The organism is Streptomyces sp. NPDC015131 (genome assembly GCF_043079975.1).
Lineage (GTDB): Bacteria > Actinomycetota > Actinomycetes > Streptomycetales > Streptomycetaceae > Streptomyces.
In genome coordinates this window covers 265,733-285,094 of sequence record NZ_JBIBVB010000002.1, presented here as the reverse complement: position 1 = coordinate 285,094, position 19,362 = coordinate 265,733, and the positions used below count along the sequence as shown (strand labels likewise).

The following is a 19,362-nucleotide window of genomic DNA, read 5'->3' as shown; positions in this document are numbered from 1 at the left end:
CACCATGGACCAGCTGGCTCTGCTGCTCGTGCTGCTGCTCGGGGCGGTGCTGACCGTGCCGCTCGGGCAGCGGCTGGGGCTGCCCGCGCCGGTGCTGATGACGCTCGCCGGCATCGTGCTGGCGCTGCTGCCCTTCGTGCCCAATGTGGAGATCCCGCCGGACTTCATCCTCCCGCTGGTGCTGCCGCCCCTGCTGTACGCGGCGGTGCAGCGGACGTCGTGGCGGCAGTTCGCGGCGAACGTCCGGCCGATCCTGCTGCTCGCGGTGGCGCTGGTCTTCGTCACCACGGCCGCCGTCGCCGCCGTGGCGAACGCCGTCGTGCCGGGGCTGCCCATCGCCGCAGCGGTCGCGCTCGGCGCGCTGGTCGCCCCGCCCGACCCGGTCGCCGCGACCGCCGTCGCCGGCTCCCTGGGCCTGCCGCGCCGGCTGGTGTCGATCCTGGAGGGGGAGGGGCTGTTCAACGACGTCACGGCGATCGTGCTCTACCACGTGGCGATCGGCGCGGCCGTCGGCGGCACCTTCTCGTGGACGGGCGCGGCGGCCGAACTGGTGCTGTCCGCCGTGGTCGCCGTCGCGCTCGGGCTGGCCCTCGGGTGGCTGACCGACAAGACGATGGGGCGGCTGGGCGACGCCACCCTCCAGACGGGGCTGACCCTGCTGGTGCCGTTCGCCGCCTACGTCCTCGCCGAGGAGCTGCACGGCTCGGGCGTCCTCGCCGTGCTGGTCACGGCCCTGTTCCTCGCCGAGCACGCCGCCGACGCCGACGACGTGATGGGCCGCCTCACCGGCCGTACCTTCTGGGAGATCGTCGACACCCTCGTCACCGGGGTGGCCTTCGGCCTGATCGGGCTGGAGCTGCACGTCGTCTTCGGCACGTCCGACGGGCGGGAGCTGCAGATGCTGGGCTGGGGCGCGGCCGTCGTCGCTTGCGTCGTGGGCGTCCGGCTGCTGTGGCTGCTGCCGGCCACCTGGCTCGCGAAACGGCTGCACACACGCCGGGACGTGGACGAGGAGATCCCCATGAGCTGGCGGGAGACCGTCGTCATGTGGTGGTCGGGCATGCGCGGCGTGGCGTCGGTGGCGCTGGTGCTCGCCATTCCGCTGCGTACGGAGGACGGGGCGCCCTTCCCGGCCCGCGACGAGATCGTCTTCATCGCCTTCTGCGTCATCATGGCCACCCTCGTCGTCCAGGGCCTCACCCTGCCGTGGCTGGTGCGCCGGCTCGGGGTGCGGGCCGACACGGACGCGGAGCGCGAGCTGGAGCGGAAGCTCGCCGTCCGGGCCGCGGGGGCGGCGAAGCGGCGCCTGAAGGAGATCCAGGAGGTCGAGGACATCCCCGAGGAGCTGCAGGAACGGCTCCAGCGGGTCGCTTTCGACGTGGGGGCGCGCATCAGCCCCGAACTGGTCGACGAGGAGCGGCGGTCGGCGACCGCGCAGCGCGCCGAGCGGTTCCGGGCGATGCAGCGCATCCAGCGGGACCTGATGTCGGCGGCCCGGCACGAGGTGCTCTCCGCCCGCAGCGAGCCGGGCGCCGACCCGGAGGTCGTCGACCGCGTCCTGCGCCAGCTCGACGTCCGCAGCATGCGCTGAGGAGCGCGTACCGCGGACGTACGAGGGCGGGGGCGCGGGAGACCGGACCGGGGGCCGTCAGCCGCGGCCGGTGCGGGGGGCCTCCGCGGTCTGGGCGTCGCCGTCGGGGACGTAGTGGTCCGCGTTGTTGCTGTGGACCTCCGAGGCGCTCGGCACCGGGCCCGACGCCTTGCCCAGCTCCGGCCACTGGCCGTCGGGCGGCAGGGTCGCCGCGGAGGTGGCGATGCGGGGCAGGGCGTACGGGTGCTTCTCGCACAGCCAGGCGATCAGCTGCTCGCGCACCACGCACCGTACGGTCCAGATGTCGTCCGCGTCCTTGGCCGTGACGACCGCCCGCACCTGGATGGTGCTCGGCGTGGTGTCGGTCACCGCCAGCGACCAGTCGCGGCGGTCCCAGGCGGGGCAGTTGTCCAGGATCTCCTGGAGCTTCTCCCGCATCAGGCTGACCGGCGCCGAGTGGTCCAGGTGGAAGAAGACGGTGCCGGTCATCTGGGCACCGCCGCGCGACCAGTTCTCGAACGGCTTGCTGGTGAAGTACGACACCGGCATGGTGATCCGGCGCTCGTCCCAGGTGCGGACGGCCAGGAAGGTGAGCGTGACCTCCTCGACCACGCCCCACTCGCCGTCCACCACGACGGTGTCGCCGATGCGCACCATGTCGCCGAAGGCGATCTGGAAGCCGGCGAAGAGGTTCCCCAGGGTCGACTGCGCCGCGACACCGGCGACGATGCCGATGATGCCCGCGGAGGCCAGCATCGACGTACCGATCGTCTTGAAGTCCGGGAACGTCAGCAGCATCGCCGCCACCGCCACGACCGCGACCACCGCCGTGACGATCCGCATGATCAGCGTGACCTGGGTGCGGACCCGCCGTACGCGCGCGGTGTCACGCGTGGACGAGGCGTACCGGGCGTAGGAGGACTCCACTATCGCGGCGGCGATCCTCACCACCAGCCAGGCGCTCGCCCCGATCAGCACCAGGGACAGCACCTGGCCGATCCCGGTCTCGTGGTCCTCGATCACCTTCCACTGCGTCTGGCGGTACGAACCGCGCAGCAGCGCGGTGACCAGCACCACCTGGAGGGGCAGCCGGCAGCGGCGCAGCAGCCCCCACAGCGGGGTCTCGTGATGCCGGGCGTCGGCTCGGCGCAGAGTGACGTCGACGAGGTAGCCGACGACCAGCGTGAGCACGACCGACCCACCGACGACGGTCAACGGGCGCAGTACGTTCTCCATGGCTCCGGTTTCCAGCTGGCAGGATGGCCGGATGGACATCATGCTCTTCCACTCGGCCTACGGGCTGCGCCCGGCCGTGCACGCCGCAGCCGACCGGCTGCGCGCCGCCGGGCACCACGTGCACGTGCCCGACCTGTACGACGGTCAAACGACCGGCGTCCTGGAGGAGGGCATGGCGATCAAGGACCGGATCGGCACGGAAGAGCTGCTCAGGCGGGCCGTCACCGCCGCCGCCCCGTACTCGGAGCGAGGGCTCGTGTACGCGGGGTTCTCGCTGGGCGCCTCGGTGGCGCAGACCATGGCGCTCGGTGACGAGAAGGCGCGCGGGCTGCTGCTGCTCCACGGCACGTCGGACATCGCGGACGGCGCCTCGGTGGACGGGCTGCCGGTGCAGCTGCACGTCGCCGACCCGGACGCCTTCGAGACGCACGACTGGCTGACCGCCTGGTACCTGCGGATGCGGCGGGCGGGCGCGGACCCCGAGGTCTTCCGCCACCCGGGCGCCGGGCACTGTACACCGACCCCGACCTGCCCGACCACGACAAGGACGCGGCCGAGCGGACCTGGGCGATCGCGCTGTCGTTCCTGGAGGACCTGCCGGAGGCCGGGGCGCGGTGACCCCGGCCCCGGCCGTGGCCCTCCCCGCCGCCGCCGGCGGCGGGGATTGGCCGGTTTTCGCCCGCAGGCGCGGGCGGTGGCGGGTCAGCGCACGGGGGCGTTGACGCGCTCGACCTTCTGCGTCCCGCTGCGCGTCCGGTAGGAACGGCTCCACGCCGAGGTGGCGTCCGGCCGCCGCTTGTCCGAGATCGTGTAGTAGTCCATCTGCGTGTGCTCGGCGGTGACATCCAGGACGCCGTACCCGTGGTGGTCCATGTCCACCCACTTCACATGGCGGTTGGCGCCCCGCAGGGCGGCGGCCGCGACCAGGGAGACGGTGCCCGGGGCGACGTGCAGGATGTCGTCGAGGTTGTCGGAGGTCACCGAGGTGACCACGAACTCGGTGGCCGCCGAGCGCGAGACGGGGTAGGTCGCCGCGGTCACCGGGACGTCGTTGGCCCACGCCATGTGGATGTCCCCGGTCAGGAACACCGTGTTGGTGATGGACCGCTCGGTGAGGTGGGCGAGCAGCTCCCGCCGGTCGTCGGTGTAGCCGTCCCACTGGTCGACGTTGACCGCCAGTCCGCCCTTGGGCAGGCCCAGCAACTCCGCGACCGGGCCCAGCAGATGCGAGGGCAGGGAGCCGAAGGCGACCGGCGAGATCATCACCGAGGTGCCGACCAGCTTCCAGGTGGCGTCGGAGGACGCCAGCCCGGCCTTCAGCCAGTCCAGCTGGGCGCGCCCGGTGAGCGTCCGCTCCGGGTCGTCGACCTGGCCGCTGCCGGTGCGGGCCTGCTGCGAGCGGAAGGAGCGCAGGTCCAGCAGGTGCAGGTCGGCCAGCCTGCCGAACCGGAGCCGGCGGTAGACCGTGCCCTCGGTGGAGGTGCGGACCGGCATCCACTCGAAGTAGGCCCGCTTCGCCGCCGCCGCGCGGGCGGCCCAGTCGCCCTCGGCGCCGGGCGTGTGGTTGTCGGCGCCGCCGGACCAGGTGTCGTCGGCGAACTCGTGGTCGTCCCATATGGCGATCACCGGGTGCGCGGCGTGCAGCGCCTGGAGGGCGGGGTCCGTCTTGTAGGTGCCGTGCCGCAGGCGGTAGTCGGCGAGGGTGACGATCTCGTGCCCGGGCTGGTGCGGCCGGACGACCTTGTCACTGGCGGGGTAACCGCCGGTCTCGTACTCGTATATGTAGTCGCCGAGGTGGAGGACGGCGTCCAGGTCGCTCCGGTCGGCGAGGTGGCGGTACGCGGAGAAGTGCCCGGCCTCCCAGTTGGCGCAGGACACCACCCCGAAGCGGACCCGGGCGGTGGTGGAGCCGGCGGCCGGGGTGGTGCGGGTGCGGCCCACCGGGGAGACGGCCGGCGAGGCGTCCGTACCGGCCGTGAAGCGGAAGTAATAGGCGGTCTCCTGGCGCAGGCCCCTTACGTCGACCTTGACCGTGTGGTCGGAGGCGGCCGTCGCCGTGACGGCGCCGCGCGCCACGGTCCGGGAGAACGCCCGGTCCTCGGCGACCTCCCATCTCACCTCGGTGTCCGGGCCCTTGCCGGATCCGGGGAGGGCGTCGGGGGAGGGGGTCACGCGCGTCCACAGCAGGACGCCGTCGGGCAGCGGGTCGCCGGAGGCGACGCCATGGAGGAAGACCGGCGCCAGGACGTCCGCACGGGCGGACGGGGCGGCGGCCAGGACGGGTGCGGCGACAGCGGTCGCGGCGGCGGCCTTGACGACCGTACGGCGGCTGGGCACGGGGCCGGTGGCCGCGAGCGGGGAAAGAGAACGACTGGTCACGGCCGATCAGATTACTGATCGGTAGAGCGGCGGAGCGGGCGAACTCCGCAGAGTTCTCCCGCCCGTTGGCCGAAAGACGCGCCCCGTCGGCCGGAAGGTCGCCGCCCCCCGCGCCGGGCGCCCGGCCGGACACCCGCCGCCCCGCCCGCCGGCGCCGGCGGGCCCGGCCGTCCGCCTGACCCGCCGCCCCGCCGCGCCACGACCCGCCCGGCACGCGTGCGTGCCGGGCGGGCACCGCTGACCGAGTGACTGCCGGCCGGTGGTCCTCGTTGAGCCACCCGACACCCCGAGACCTGCGGAGGGCGCACATGACGGTGGGGCAGGGGATCTTCGCGGCGGTCGTCACCGCCGTGGTGGGCGTGCCCCTGGCGGGCCTGATCGCCGCCTGGGGGGCCGGGGAACCGCCACCGGAAGCGAGCCCGCCGGGGGCCGGCGGGAAGGCCCCGGGCGCCGGGGGCGTCACGCTGGAGAAGGGCACGGCGAAGCCGCGCGACGGCTGGAACGGCGAGACGACCGCGGGCTGCGCCGTCGTCCTGATCGTCCTGGTGGCCGTCGTGCTGGTGGAACTGGCGGTGGCCGACCCGGGGCCGAACGACACCCTGGTGCGGACGGTCGCCACCCTCCCGGTGCTGATGGCGGCGGCGGTCCCGTTCCTGCGCTACCGCAGGGGCGCTCGCGGTCTGCCGCTGGCGCTCCACGCGTCGGGCGCCCTGACGCTGGCGGCGGCGTGCCTGGGCGCCGCCGCCTTCGTCACCGGACCGCCGCCCTACGCGACGGGGTGGGCCCTGCTCGCCCTTGTCGCGGCCGGCGGGGCCACCACGGCCGTCCTGGCCCTGGTCCGGGCGCGGGTGACGCTCACCGTGGTGCCGGTCGCCGTGGCCGTACTGGTCGCCGCCTTCGGCGTGGTCGCGCACTCCGTGCACGGCTCGGCCGGCTACGCCGTGCGCTACGGGCACCCGGTGCGGATGCCGCTGCCCTCGCACTGCGTCATGGGCGAGGGGATGGCGTGCGGGATCACCTGGAGCGAGGCGCAGCACGGGCCGTCCCCCGCCTTCGCCGAAGGGCAGGCGGTCACCGTCCGCTTCAGCCCGGAGGGCAGGGACCGCTACGGGCGCTACTACCGGCTCGGAGGCTTCTACCAGCGCGGGGGCGCCGACGACCCGAACCTGGTCTTCCTGGACACCCGGGCCGTCGGGGACGAGGCGTACGTGACCCTCGGGCACCGGGCCACCGTGTTCACGCCCCTGGGGCGGTTGCGTCTGCCGGGGCCGGTGTGGGCGGCGCTGCTCCTCCTCCTGGCCCCGCTCGCGCTGCACCTGTACGTGGTCAGGGACCGGGCGGCGCAGCCGCTGCGGCGGGCGCGCCGTACCGAGTGGGCGGCGGCGGTGTCCCGGCGCGGCGAGCGGGGGTGAGGGATGCGTACGGAAAGGTCCCCCGCCCTGCGCGTACACCGCCCGTTCCCCGGCGCCCGGGCGGCCCTCCGGTACGGGGCCGCCCTGCTGACCGCGGGCGCCCTGGCCGCCGCCCCGCCGGCGCCCTCCGCGCAGGCGTCGGGGGCGCCCGCCGCGGGCCGGCCCGCCGCCGCGTCGCCGGCCGACCCGGGACGGGAGCACGCGGAGGCCGCCCGCGAGGTCATGGCGGACCCGCTCGGACAGGCGGGCATGGAGGCCCACGAGGCGCTCCACATGGAGGACGGGAGCCGCAACCTCGCGATCATCTGGTTCGACGTGACCGACTACCCGCGCCCCGTGTACCGCAGGCTCACCAAGGAGTTCGGCGCGCTCGACTTCAGCATCCCGCTCCCCGGCAGCAATCGGAAGGCCGACAGGCGCCGCTACGAAGGGCGCGGAAGGGTGCTGCGCCACGCGGGCAAGGAAGCGCTCTTCGAGCGCCTGGGGCTGTCGGAGGACCGCACCGTCCTGGAACTCACCGCCGTCAACGTGCCGGCGAGCCGTGCGGACGGCGCGTACGACGCGGCCGGCGTCCACTCCGAGGCCCTGATCCACGAGAAGATCCTCCGGCCGTTCCTGAGCAGGCTCGGGCTGTCCGCCGGAGAGGTCGACGCACTCCTGGGCAAGGCCGTCGGGGGGTTCTCCGACAGGGCGCGCTGTCCCGCGTGCCTCGCGTTGACGATCAGGATCCCCGCGCGCAACTTCGCGTCGATCGTCTCGTACGAACCCACCGAGAAGCGGGAGCGGACGAACCGGATCGGTGCGATCGTCGCCAGCGGTGTGCGGATGGTCAAGGCGTACAAGGAACGACGGAGAGCCGAGGCGCGACGGGCCATGCCGGTGGGCGACGGCTCCGCCACCGACTGCGTCTCGGCGGGGCCGGGCGGCGGGGCCGGGCCGGTCCTGGCGGTCACCCTGCCCGCCGCCTCAGCGGGCGACTGCGGCGGAGGCCGGAGCCGGGTCACCACCGGGTCCCTGGAGCAGGTCCTGGACGCCCCCGCCGGGGCCGGTGCCTACGGCGGCGTGGACTTCGCCACCCTGGAGATGCGGTACCTCTCCGACGGGCCCGGCGGCCTCCGGTACGCCTACTCCGCTACGGCGCTCCCCGACGAGTACCAGCGGGATCCCGGTCTCGGCGCGCGGGTCGTCCGGGACTTCGGCGCGGACCTGCGCACCTGGCTGGCGCTGGACCCGCAGACGTTCTGGGTCAACCTGAATCCCGCCGAACCGGACCGGATCGTCGACGCCGCCCTCGGACGGACCAACGCCGGCCGGGTCCTGCTGGAGGCCGACCTCCGGATGAAACGGACGAAGGCGAAGGTCCTGCACCCCGACACCGCGACCGGCACACGCTTCTGGCGGGAGATCCGGACCGCGGCCGACGGTTCCCTCTGCCTCTCCTCCCGCATGTGGATCGTGCCGGGGAAGGTCGAAGTCCACGAGGACGGCGACGCGTTGCACATCCTCCGGGCGGCGCTCGACGTGAAGACGGAGTCCCTGACCGCGGACGACCCCTCCGCGCGGTCCTGCCGCACCGATCCCGCGGCCGACGCCCACAACGAGAACCTGGAACGGACCCTGGTCCTGCCCGAGATCACGAAGGCGGTCAACACCGCACCGGAGTACGCGCCCCTGCGCCGGGCGTTCCGGGCCCGGATCGTCGCCCAGTGGGTCCGGGAACGCCACCGGCGGGGCCACCGGACGTCCTTCGACGCCCTGATCGGCAGCGGGGCACCGGGGGAGTCCGCCGACGGCGGCGGCCGGACTCCGAAGGAGGTCTTCGACGACTACGTCCACTCCTACCGGCACAAGGAGTTCGACCTCACCCGCCGGACGACCGAGGGCAGTGTCACCCGTGTCACCCGCTATGTGTACGGCGGCGCGGACTTCACCCGGGTCGCTCTCACCCCGGTCGGGGAGGAGGAGATGCGCGAGCGCCACCCCGGGGCCGCCGAGTCCGCACGGGCGGCCGTCGACCGGCAGGTGACCGGGGGCGACGGTTCCGTCTGGCTGGGGGGCACGACCGGCTTCGCGGAGAAGGGCTTCTGGGGCGGCCTCAAGGACGACGCGGTCCGGATGACGGGCGGCAACACCCCCGTGCTGCTGGTGATCGCGCTCGCCCTGGGCGGCTTCCTCCTCGGGCGCCGCGCCCGCCGGCGCCGGCGGACCCGGCCGTCCGCCTGACCCGCCGCCCCGCCGTGCCCCGACCCGCCCGGCACGCGCGCGTGCCGGGCGGGAGAGGGCTCAGCCCTTGAGGGCCTTGTCGACCGCCGTGGTGAACTCGGCGGCTGTCATGGGGACGTTGCGGCCGCCCGCGTCGGTGACCGGCTTGCCGTCCATCTTCAGCGTGGGCGTGCCCGTGACACCGCTCTCGTCGAAGGTCTTCGACATCTTCATCGCCCAGGCGTCGAAGGTGCCCTCCTCGACGTTCTTCTTGAACCGGGCGTTGCTCTTGAGGGCGGGCACCGTGTCGGCGATCTCCAGCAGGTAGGAGTCCTTGGCGAACTTGTCCTCGTTCTCCGCCGGGTGGAACTTCGCCGAGTAGAGCGCCGCCTTGTAGTCCAGGAACGCCTCGGGGCCGACGTCCATGGCCGCGCCCAGCGCGGACAGGGCGTTCTTGGAGCCCTCGCCCTGGTCGCTGTTGTCGATGAAGGTGGCGCCCACGTAGCGGAGCTTGTACTTGCCGGCGGCGACGTCCTTGTCGATCTGCTCGCCCACGCCCTGCTCGAACGTGGCGCAGATCGGGCAGCGGGAGTCCTCGTAGATCTCCAGGGTCTTCTTCGCCGCCGGCTTGCCGACCACCAGGGTGGTGCCGTTCTCGCCCGAGGTGTTCCTGGGGGCGGTGACGTTCTTGGCGTCCTTGGCCGCCTCCCAGTGGGACGGCTTGTTCATCTGCATCACGGCGTAGCCGACGCCGCCGGCCGCCGCCAGGACGGCGACGACCGAGACGGCGACCGTGATCTGCCGGCGGACCTTGTCCTTCTTCGCCTGGCGCTCGCGCTCCTGGCGCATCCGCTCGCGGGCGGCAGCTTTGTTGGCCTGGCTGTTGCGTGCACTCATGGTGGTGTTCTCCGTGAAAAGGGCGTGACGGGGGACTGCGGGGCTCAGGCGGCCAGGGCCGCCCGGCACGGCGGTCCGCGCCGTCCCACGGAGTGGACGAGCAGCCGCGTACGCGACGGGCGCGGCGCGGCGGCCGTGCGGGGCAGGCGCCGCGCGCCCCGGCCGTCCGCCGCGCGCACCGCGGCGACCGCCAGCAGCAGCGGCCGGAACGCCAGGGCGGCCACCGACCGCACCAGCCCGGCCAGCGCGCTCTCGCCGCGCCGCAGCCAGGCCGAGGCGAGGAGCCCCACCGCGACGTGCGCGGCCAGCAGCAGCCAGGGCAGCGCCGGGTCGGGGGAGCGCAGCAGGGCGGCGGCCCCGCTCTCGGGGGCGACGACCCCGGGCAGCGGGGTGCCCACGGCGCCCCCGCACAGCACGTCGACGCCCACCGACCGCAGGGGCCCCGCCACGGGGCCGCCCGCCGGGCCGTAGCAGACGTGCTGCCCGGCGGTGAACACGGTGTCGGCGGCCAGTTCCAGCGGGACGAGCAGCCCGGCGATGCCCCAGAAGCCGCGCTCGGCGCCCGCCAGGGCGTACGCGACGCCGAAGACGGCGGCGGCGACCCCGGCGACCGTCGCCGGGGGCAGCGGCACCCCGGACAGCAGCACATGGGAGGCCACGGACAGCGTCACGACCAGGGCCGTGAAGAACGCCGCCCGCAGCCACCTGAGCCGGGTCCCGGATATGTCGTCCATCGCTCGTGAGTGTGCCACGCCCTCGCGTAAGGGGTCCTTAAAGGCCCCGTCAAGCTCCCCGGCCCGCCCCGGGCAGCTCCTGGAGGCCCGGGATGCGGCCGTTGCGGAACAGGTCGACGAAGATCTGGTGGTCCGCCCGGGCGCGGGCGCCGTAGGTGTGCGCGAAGTCCACCAGCAGCTCCCCGAAGCCCTCCTCGTCGGCGGCGATCGCCGCGTCGATGGCGCGTTCGGTGGAGAACGGCACCAGGGAGTGGCCGCTCTCGTCGTCCGCCGCCGCGTGCATGGTGGCCGTCGCCCGGCCCAGGTCGGCGACGGTCGCCGCCATCTCCTCCGGGTCGTCGATGTCCGACCAGTCCAGGTCCACCGCGTACGGCGAGACCTCCGCCACCAGCTGCCCGGCGCCGTCCAGCTCCGTCCAGCCCAGCCACGGGTCGGCGTGCGCCTGGAGGGCCCGCTGCGAGATCACCGTGCGGTGCCCCTCGTGCTGGAAGTAGCCGCGCACCGCCGCGTCGGTCACATGGCGCGAGACGGCCGGCGTCTGCGCCTGCTTCATGTAGATCACGACGTCGTTCTCCAGGGCGTCGCTGTTGCCCTCCAGGAGGATGTTGTACGACGGCAGGCCGGCCGACCCGATGCCGATGCCGCGCCGCCCCACCACGTCCTTCACGCGGTACGAGTCGGGCCGGGCCAGGCTCGACTCCGGGAGCGTCTCCAGGTACCCGTCGAACGCCGCCAGCACCTTGTACCGGGTGGCGGCGTCCAGCTCCACGGCCCCGCCGCCGGCCGCGAACCGGCGCTCGAAGTCGCGGATCTCGGTCATCGAGTCCAGCAGCCCGAACCGGGTCAGCGACCGGGCCACCCGCAGGGCGTCCAGCAGCGGGCCGTCGGCCGTGTCCAGGGTGAAGGGCGGGACGTCGTCGTCGCGGGCGCCGGTGGCCAGCGCGTGGATCCGCTCCCGGTAGGCGGCGGCGCAGATCCGCACCAGCTCGGTGATCTGCCCGTCGCTGAGGGCCTTGGCGTAGCCGATCAGGGCGAGGGACGCCGACAGCCGCTTGAGGTCCCAGGTGAAGGGCCCGACGTACGCCTCGTCGAAGTCGTTGACGTTGAAGACCAGCCGGCCGTTGGCGTCCATGTAGGTGCCGAAGTTCTCGGCGTGCAGGTCGCCGTGGATCCACACCCGGCCGGTCCGCTCGTCCAGGTACGGGCCGCCGTGCCGCTCCGCCTCCAGGTCGGCGTAGAAGAGGCAGGCCGCGCCCCGGTAGAAGGCGAAGGCGGAGCCAGCCATCTTGCGGAACTTGACCCGGAAGGCCGCCGGGTCCGCGGCCAGGAGCTCGCCGAAGGCGGTGCCGAAGACGGAGAGGATCTGCTCGCCGCGCTCCTCGGCAGTGTGCTGCGGGACCGACATCGCGGGGTGCCTCCTGGTGCTGGCGTGCGGGGGCGCGCGGCTGACCGCGCGCATGACAAAAGGGACAGGTCTTCCGCCCCCTCCAACGCGTGACCGTACGCCCGAGTGCCCGGCCGCTGTCAGTGGGGCGACGTAGACTTCCGAGCTGTCCCCCATCCCCGGCCACCGGAGGCAGCAGCCGTGACGAAGCCGCCGTTCACGCACCTTCACGTGCACACCCAGTACTCGCTCCTGGACGGTGCGGCGCGGCTCAAGGACATGTTCAACGCCTGCAACGAGATGGGCATGACGCACATCGCGATGTCCGACCACGGCAACCTCCACGGGGCGTACGACTTCTTCCACTCGGCGCAGAAGGCGGGGGTCACGCCGATCATCGGCATCGAGGCGTACGTCGCGCCCGAGTCCCGCCGCAACAAGCGCAAGGTCCAGTGGGGCCAGCCGCACCAGAAGCGGGACGACGTCTCCGGTTCCGGCGGCTACACCCACAAGACGATCTGGGCGGCGAACGCAACGGGCCTGCACAATCTGTTCCGGCTCTCCTCCGACGCGTACAAGGAGGGCTGGCTCCAGAAGTGGCCGCGTATGGACAAGGAGACCATCGCCCAGTGGTCCGAGGGGCTGATCGCCTCCACCGGCTGCCCCTCCGGCGAGCTCCAGACCCGGCTGCGCCTCGGCCAGTTCGACGAGGCCCTGAAGTCGGCCTCCGAGTACCAGGACATCTTCGGCAAGGACCGGTACTTCCTGGAGCTGATGGACCACGGCATCGAGATCGAGCGCCGCGTCCGCGACGGGCTGCTGGAGATCGGCAAGAAGCTCGGCATCCCGCCGCTCGTCACCAACGACTCGCACTACACCTACGCGCACGAGGCGACCGCCCACGACGCGCTGCTGTGCATCCAGACCGGCAAGAACCTCTCCGACCCCGACCGCTTCAAGTTCGACGGCACCGGCTACTACCTCAAGTCCACCGACGAGATGTACGCGATCGACTCCTCGGACGCCTGGCAGCAGGGGTGCGCCAACACCCTGCTGGTGGCCGAGCAGGTCGACACCGCCGGCATGTTCGAGAAGCGCGACCTCATGCCCCGGTTCGACATCCCCGAGGGCCACACGGAGGTCAGCTGGTTCAAGGAGGAGGTCCAGCGGGGCATGCACCGCCGCTTCCCCGGGGGCATCCCCGAGGACCGGCAGCAGCAGGTCGAGTACGAGATGGACGTCATCATCCAGATGGGGTTCCCGGGGTACTTCCTCGTCGTCGCCGACTTCATCATGTGGGCCAAGAACCAGGGCATCGCGGTGGGCCCCGGGCGCGGCTCGGCGGCCGGCTCGATCGTGGCGTACGCACTGGGCATCACCGACCTCGACCCCATCCCGCACGGTCTGATCTTCGAGCGCTTCCTCAACCCCGAGCGCGTCTCCATGCCCGATGTCGACATCGACTTCGACGAGCGCAGGCGCGTCGAGGTGATCAGGTACGTGACCGAGAAGTACGGCGAGGACAAGGTCGCCATGATCGGCACGTACGGCACCATCAAGGCCAAGAACGCGATCAAGGACTCCGCGCGCGTGCTGGGCTACCCGTACGCGATGGGCGACCGCATCACCAAGGCCATGCCCGCCGACGTCCTCGGCAAGGGCATCCCGCTCTCCGGCATCACCGACACCTCCCACCCCCGGTACTCGGAGGCCGGCGAGGTCCGCTCGATGTACGAGAACGAGCCGGACGTGAAGAAGGTCATCGACACCGCCCGGGGCGTCGAGGGCCTGGTCCGGCAGATGGGCGTGCACGCCGCCGGCGTGATCATGTCCAGCGAGCCGATCGTGGACCACGTCCCCGTCTGGGTGCGGCACACCGACGGCGTCACCATCACGCAGTGGGACTACCCGAGCTGTGAGTCGCTCGGCCTGCTGAAGATGGACTTCCTCGGCCTGCGCAACCTCACGATCATGGACGACGCCGTCAAGATGGTGAAGGCCAACAAGGGGATCGACATCGATCTCCTCGGCCTGCCGCTCGACGACCCGATCACCTTCGAGCTGCTCCAGCGCGGCGACACCCTCGGCGTCTTCCAGTTCGACGGCGGCCCCATGCGGTCCCTGCTGCGCCTGATGAAGCCCGACAACTTCGAGGACATCTCCGCCGTCTCGGCCCTCTACCGGCCGGGCCCGATGGGCATGAACTCGCACACCAACTACGCGCTCCGCAAGAACGGCCAGCAGGAGATCACCCCGATCCACCCGGAGCTGGAGGAGCCGCTCAAGGAGGTCCTCGGCGTCACCTACGGCCTGATCGTCTACCAGGAGCAGGTGCAGAAGGCCGCCCAGATCATCGCCGGGTACTCCCTCGGCGAGGCCGACATCCTCCGCCGCGTGATGGGCAAGAAGAAGCCCGAGGAGCTGGCGAAGAACTTCACCATCTTCCAGGCCGGTGCCAAGAAGAACGGCTACAGCGACGAGGCGATCCAGGCCCTGTGGGACGTGCTGGTCCCCTTCGCCGGCTACGCCTTCAACAAGGCGCACTCCGCCGCGTACGGCCTGGTCTCCTACTGGACGGCGTACCTCAAGGCCAACCACCCCGCCGAGTACATGGCGGCGCTGCTCACCTCGGTCAAGGACGACAAGGACAAGTCGGCCGTCTACCTCAACGAGTGCCGGCGCATGGGCATCAAGGTCCTCCCGCCCAACGTCAACGAGTCCGAGTCGAACTTCGCCGCCCAGGGCGACGACGTCATCCTCTTCGGCCTCTCCGCCGTGCGGAACGTCGGCATTAACGTGGTGGAGTCGATCATCCGGTGCCGCAAGGCGAAGGGGAAGTACACCACCTTCCCCGACTTCCTCGACAAGGTCGAGGCGGTCGTCTGCAACAAGCGCACCATCGAGTCGCTGATCAAGGCCGGCGCCTTCGACGAGATGGGGCACACCCGCAAGGGCCTGGTCGCCCACCACGAACCGATGATCGACAACGTGGTCGCGGTCAAGCGCAAGGAGGCCGAGGGGCAGTTCGACCTCTTCGGCGGCATGGGCGAGGAGACAGGCGACGAACCGGGCTTCGGGCTGGACGTCGAGTTCTCCGACATCGAGTGGGACAAGTCCTACCTCCTCGCGCAGGAGCGCGAGATGCTCGGCCTCTACGTCTCCGACCACCCGCTGTTCGGCATCGAGCACGTCCTGTCGGACAAGACCGACGCGGCGATCTCCCAGCTGACGGGCGGGGAGCACTCCGACGGCGCGGTCGTCACCATCGGCGGCATCATCTCGGGCCTCCAGCGCAAGATGACCAAGCAGGGCAACGCCTGGGCGATCGCCACCGTGGAGGACCTCGCGGGCTCCATCGAGTGCATGTTCTTCCCCGCGACCTACCAGCTGGTGTCGACCCAGCTCGTCGAGGACACCGTGGTCTTCGTCAAGGGCCGTCTCGACAAGCGCGAGGACGTGCCCCGGCTCGTCGCCATGGAGCTGATGGTCCCCGACCTCTCGTCGGCCGGGACCAACGCGCCGGTGGTGCTCACCATCCCCACCGTGAAGGTCACCCCGCCCATGGTCAGCCGGCTCGGAGAGATCCTCACCCACCACCGGGGCAACACCGAGGTGCGGATCAAGCTCCAGGGGCCCCGGTCCACCACCGTGCTCCGGCTCGACCGCCACCGAGTCCAGCCCGATCCCGCCCTGTTCGGCGACCTCAAGGTGCTGCTCGGCCCGTCCTGCCTGGCCGGCTGAGCGCACCGGCCGGACCGCCGGCCAGGCCGTGTACGCGCGGAAGGGGCGCGCCCGTCGTCACGGGTGCGCCCCTTCCGGCATGCGCCCGGGCCGCCGTGCGGCCCCGGCCCCTGCCTCGTCCGGCCTCAGTTGTGGCCGAAACGCTTCTGCCTGCCCTTGCCGGCGACATCGGCCGGCGTGACCTGGGAGAGGCGCTGCTCGGCCTGGGCCTCCATCGACGAGGTCTTCGCCTGCTGGGCGCCCCGCTCGGCGGGCGACGCCTTCTGACTCCGGTCCGACTTCTTGTTCTTGGCCATGGTGCTGCCTCCATGAGGTGTAGGGGCCAGGGCCTGCCGTTGGGCCGCTGCCAGCCTCACATACCTCAATATCCCGCGCATTTTGGATCATTGCGGACGGTAGCCGGGGCCCGGCGCCGGAGCCCGGGCCGATCCGCCACGCCGATGATCCAGTTCCGGCCGTTAACCCCCCGGCGGTCGGGCAGACTCGAAGGAAACCCGAAGCAACTCCCGCTCCCGAGGTTCCCGAAAGAGGGTGGAACACGTGGACCGCTGCGTCGTTCTGGTGGACGCCGGCTACCTGCTGGGAGCCGCCGCCAGCCTCCTCGCCGGGGAACCGGCCCGCTCCCGGATCACCGTCGACCACGCCGCCCTCATCCAGGGCCTCCGCGAACGCGCCGAGGCCGACACCCAGCAGCCCCTGCTCCGGATCTACTGGTTCGACGGCGCCCCCGACCGCGTACCCCAGCCGGAACACCGCAGACTCCGGGTGATGCCCCGGGTCACCGTCCGCCTGGGCGCCCTCACCCGCAGCGACGGACGCTGGGCCCAGAAGGGCGTCGACGCCGCGATGCACGCCGAACTCACCGAACTGGCCCGCAACCGCGCCTGCTCCGACATCGTGCTGGTGACCGGCGACGGCGACCTGCTGCCCGGACTGATGTCCGCCAAGGAGCACGGCGTCGCCGTCCACCTGTGGGCCGTCCAGGCCGCCGACGGCGACTACAACCAGTCCGAGGACCTGGTGGCCGAGGCCGACGAGCGGCGCGTCCTCGACCGCGTGTGGATCACCCGCGCCGTACGCCCCCGGGAGCTGACCGGCCCCTGCGCGCCCCCGCCCGCCCCGCGCCCCGAGATCGCCGCCATCCTCTCCGCCCCGCTGCCCGAGTCGGCGCTCGCCGCCTCCGCCGAGCGCGGAGCCGGAGCCGCGACCGGGCGCGGGCCCGCCACCGGCGCGGACGGCCCCGCACCCGGCGCCAACGGCACCGCGCCGCCCACGGGCCGCCCGCCCGGCGTCAACGGCACCCCCGTCAACGGCACCCCCGCCGCGCACGCCCCGGCCGGGCACGGCGCGCCCCGGCAGGACGGCCCGGCGCCCGGCTCCGACACCACCGGCGGGCCCACCCCCACGGGCGGCGCCAAGGGCGGCGTCCCCACCCCCAAGGACCTCGCCGCCCTGCACACCACCGGCCAGCAGGGCCCCGCCCCCGCCCAGCCCGCGAGCGCCACCCTGCGCTGGTCCTCCGACCGGGGCTGGGTCGACCGCCCCGGCGGCCCGCTCGGCGAACCGGCCGAGACCGCCTCGCTGCCCACCCTCGCCCAGCTCACCAGCGCCGAGCAGCGCTGGGCCGACCGCGAGGAGGACATCACCACCGTCGGCGGCGACCCCTTCGAGGTCGGCCAGGTCTTCGCCCGCCGCTGGATGGAGCGCCTGCCCGATCCGGCGCACGTGCAGAAGCTCTCCACCATGTACCCGCGCATCCCGCACCGCATCGACGGCGAACTGCTCCGCTACGCGGCACGCTTCGGCCTGCTGGCGCACAAGGACGACCAGATCGACGAGCACGACCGGTACGCGATCCGGGCCGGATTCTGGCGCGAGATCGACGTCCGCGCGGCGGCCGAGCACGCCCCCGTGGGCGAGGCGGGCCGGGCGACCCCTTAGGCTCATCCCTCGTGAGTACGGTGTGCGTGGTGCGGGAGCTGGTCAAGACGTACCCCGCCACGCGCGGCGGGCGGGGACGGCCCGCCACGCCCGAGGTGCGGGCCACCGACGGCGTGTCCCTGGACGTGCGCGGCGGTGAGATCTTCGGCCTGCTCGGCCCCAACGGCGCCGGCAAGTCCACGCTCGTCCGCCAGCTCACCGGCCTCATGCGCCCCGACTCCGGCACCGTCGAGATGCTCGGCCACGACCTCGTGCGCCACCCCGAGCGCGCCGCGCGCCTCATCGGCTACCTCGGGCAGGAGTCCACCGCGCTGGACGAGCTGACCGTGGCGCTCGCCGCCGAGACCACCGGACGGCTGCGCGGCCTCACCGCCCGGGACGCCCGCGCCGAGCGCGACGCCGTCCTGGAGGAGCTGGGCCTCACGGACCTCGCCGGGCGGCCCCTGAAGAAGCTGTCCGGCGGGCAGCGGCGCCTCGCCTGCTTCGCGACCGCCCTGGTGGGGGAGCGGCCCGTGCTGATCCTCGACGAGCCGACCACCGGCATGGACCCCGTCGCCCGGCGGGCCGTGTGGGCCGCGGTCGACCGGCGGCGCGACCGGCACGGCACGACCGTGCTGCTGGTCACCCACAACGTCATCGAGGCCGAGACCGTACTGGACCGGGTCGCCGTGCTGGAACGCGGGCGGGTCATCGCCTGCGACACCCCGGCGGGGCTGAAGGAGCGCGTGGCCGGCGAGGTGCGGGTGGAGCTGGTGTGGCGCGAGCGGGCCCCGCTGGACGTGCCCGAGGTGGCGGCGCTGCGGCCCTCGGCCCAGGAGTCGGGGCGCACCTGGGTGCTGCGGCTCGCTCCGGAGGAGGCCCGGGCGGCGGTCGCCGCGGTCACCGGCGGCGCGGCCTTCGCGGCGCTCGACGACTTCACCCTGGCCACGCCGAGCCTGGAGGACGTGTACCTCGCGCTGGGCGGCGAGACGAAGGGCCTGGTCAAGGCATGAACAGGAGTGTCCGTTGAGCATCCTGCCCGCACAGGCCGTGTCCTCCGGGAGGGCCGCCGGCGCACGGGCCGGTGACTCCGCCGCGGAGGGCGCCGCGCCGCTGGCGCCCCGGGCGCGGCTGCTGCCGGCGCTCGCCGCCGTGTACGGGGCGCAGCTGTCCCGGGCGCGGGTGGCCCGCATCCCGCTGCTGTTCGTGGCCACCTTCCAGTCCGTCGGGATCATGGTCCTGATGCGCGGGGTGGTGGACGGCGGCACCGAGGCGCGGGCCGTCGTCGCCGGCTCGTCGGTCCTCGTGGTGGCCTTCGTCGCGCTGAACCTGCTCGCCCAGTACTTCGGGCAGCTGCGGGCGAGCGGCGGCCTCGACCACTACGCCACGCTGCCGGTGCCGCCCGCCGCCGTGGTGCTGGGGGCGGCCGGCGCGTATGCCTCCTTCACCGTGCCGGGCACGGTCGTCACGGCGGTCACCGGCTCGGTGCTCTTCCAGCTGCCGATGACCCATCTGTGGATCCTCGCCGCGGTCGTCCCGCTCGCCGGGGCCGCCCTCGCCGGGCTCGGCGCGGCGCTCGGGCTGCTCGCCCCGCGCCAGGAGCTGGCGACCCTGCTGGGCCAGCTCGGCATGTCGGCCGCGCTGCTGCTCGGGGTGCTGCCCGCCGAGCGGCTGCCCGGGCCGGTGGGCTGGGCGCGGGACCTGCTGCCCTCGACGTACGGGGTCGAGGCGCTCGCCCGGACCTTCGACGCCCGGCCCAACTGGGCGGCCGTCGGGCTGGACCTCGCGGTGTGCGCGGCGGTCGGCGTGGTCTCGCTGGCCGCCGCGACGTGGGCGTACCGGCGTGCGGCGGTCCGGTGAGGCGGC

At 73.1% G+C, this 19,362-nt stretch carries 13 protein-coding genes and 1 pseudogene; 8 read left to right on the top strand and 6 right to left on the bottom strand.

Features of this window, described 5'->3' with window-relative positions; all coding sequences use genetic code 11:
• Positions 1-4: 4 nt before the first annotated feature.
• The gene (locus tag ACF08D_RS06660; RefSeq protein WP_392221459.1) at positions 5-1,591 is read left to right on the top strand and encodes a Na+/H+ antiporter; all 1,587 of its coding nucleotides are present in this window, start codon (positions 5-7) and stop codon (positions 1,589-1,591) included.
• Positions 1,592-1,648: 57 nt separating this feature from the next.
• Here ACF08D_RS06660 and ACF08D_RS06655 read toward each other — a convergent pair whose 3' ends face one another.
• Positions 1,649-2,827, bottom strand: a complete 1,179-nt coding sequence (locus ACF08D_RS06655; protein WP_392221458.1) for a mechanosensitive ion channel family protein — start codon at positions 2,825-2,827, stop codon at positions 1,649-1,651.
• A 31-nt stretch (positions 2,828-2,858) separates the two neighbouring features.
• Between ACF08D_RS06655 and ACF08D_RS06650 the strand changes: the two are divergent.
• Positions 2,859-3,445 (top strand): annotated as a pseudogene (locus tag ACF08D_RS06650) (dienelactone hydrolase family protein).
• An 84-nt stretch (positions 3,446-3,529) separates the two neighbouring features.
• On the opposite strand, the gene ACF08D_RS06645 reads toward ACF08D_RS06650, so the two are convergent.
• Positions 3,530-5,206, bottom strand: coding sequence for an alkaline phosphatase D family protein (locus ACF08D_RS06645; RefSeq protein ID WP_392221457.1), 1,677 nt, complete (start codon positions 5,204-5,206; stop codon positions 3,530-3,532).
• A 308-nt stretch (positions 5,207-5,514) separates the two neighbouring features.
• Here ACF08D_RS06645 and ACF08D_RS06640 point away from each other — a divergent pair, with 308 nt between their 5' ends.
• Positions 5,515-6,618, top strand: coding sequence for a hypothetical protein (locus ACF08D_RS06640; protein WP_392221456.1), 1,104 nt, complete (start codon positions 5,515-5,517; stop codon positions 6,616-6,618).
• A gap of 3 nt (positions 6,619-6,621) precedes the next feature.
• Entirely contained in the window at positions 6,622-8,841 is a 2,220-nt protein-coding gene (locus tag ACF08D_RS06635; protein ID WP_392221455.1) for a hypothetical protein, read from the top strand.
• A gap of 60 nt (positions 8,842-8,901) precedes the next feature.
• Here ACF08D_RS06635 and ACF08D_RS06630 read toward each other — a convergent pair whose 3' ends face one another.
• Genes ACF08D_RS06630 through ACF08D_RS06620 form a run of 3 tightly spaced genes read right to left on the bottom strand, consistent with a single transcriptional unit; the run spans position 8,902 to position 11,856 of the window.
• A complete protein-coding gene (locus ACF08D_RS06630) occupies positions 8,902-9,717 on the bottom strand; it encodes a DsbA family protein (RefSeq protein WP_392221454.1) in 816 nt (271 codons plus the stop codon).
• Positions 9,718-9,761: 44 nt separating this feature from the next.
• On the bottom strand, positions 9,762-10,451 hold the full coding sequence (locus tag ACF08D_RS06625; RefSeq protein ID WP_392221453.1) for a hypothetical protein: 690 nt from the start codon (positions 10,449-10,451) through the stop codon (positions 9,762-9,764).
• Positions 10,452-10,500: 49 nt separating this feature from the next.
• Positions 10,501-11,856: a DUF2252 domain-containing protein gene (locus ACF08D_RS06620; RefSeq protein ID WP_392221452.1), complete on the bottom strand. Its 1,356-nt coding sequence runs from the start codon at positions 11,854-11,856 to the stop codon at positions 10,501-10,503.
• A 180-nt stretch (positions 11,857-12,036) separates the two neighbouring features.
• On the opposite strand from ACF08D_RS06620, the gene dnaE reads away from it, so the two are divergent.
• Entirely contained in the window at positions 12,037-15,576 is a 3,540-nt protein-coding gene (gene dnaE, locus ACF08D_RS06615) for a DNA polymerase III subunit alpha (protein WP_392221451.1), read from the top strand.
• A gap of 125 nt (positions 15,577-15,701) precedes the next feature.
• On the opposite strand, the gene ACF08D_RS06610 is transcribed toward dnaE, so the two are convergent.
• Positions 15,702-15,872, bottom strand: a complete 171-nt coding sequence (locus ACF08D_RS06610) for a hypothetical protein (protein ID WP_392221450.1) — start codon at positions 15,870-15,872, stop codon at positions 15,702-15,704.
• Positions 15,873-16,116: 244 nt separating this feature from the next.
• Here ACF08D_RS06610 and ACF08D_RS06605 point away from each other — a divergent pair, with 244 nt between their 5' ends.
• Genes ACF08D_RS06605 through ACF08D_RS06595 form a run of 3 tightly spaced genes read left to right on the top strand, consistent with a single transcriptional unit; the run spans position 16,117 to position 19,356 of the window.
• Complete coding sequence (locus ACF08D_RS06605; protein WP_392222322.1) at positions 16,117-17,517, top strand: NYN domain-containing protein; 1,401 nt, start codon at positions 16,117-16,119, stop codon at positions 17,515-17,517.
• A 20-nt stretch (positions 17,518-17,537) separates the two neighbouring features.
• A complete protein-coding gene (locus ACF08D_RS06600) occupies positions 17,538-18,509 on the top strand; it encodes an ABC transporter ATP-binding protein (protein WP_392222321.1) in 972 nt (323 codons plus the stop codon).
• A gap of 13 nt (positions 18,510-18,522) precedes the next feature.
• On the top strand, positions 18,523-19,356 hold the full coding sequence (locus ACF08D_RS06595) for an ABC transporter permease (RefSeq protein ID WP_392221449.1): 834 nt from the start codon (positions 18,523-18,525) through the stop codon (positions 19,354-19,356).
• Positions 19,357-19,362: the final 6 nt, after the last annotated feature.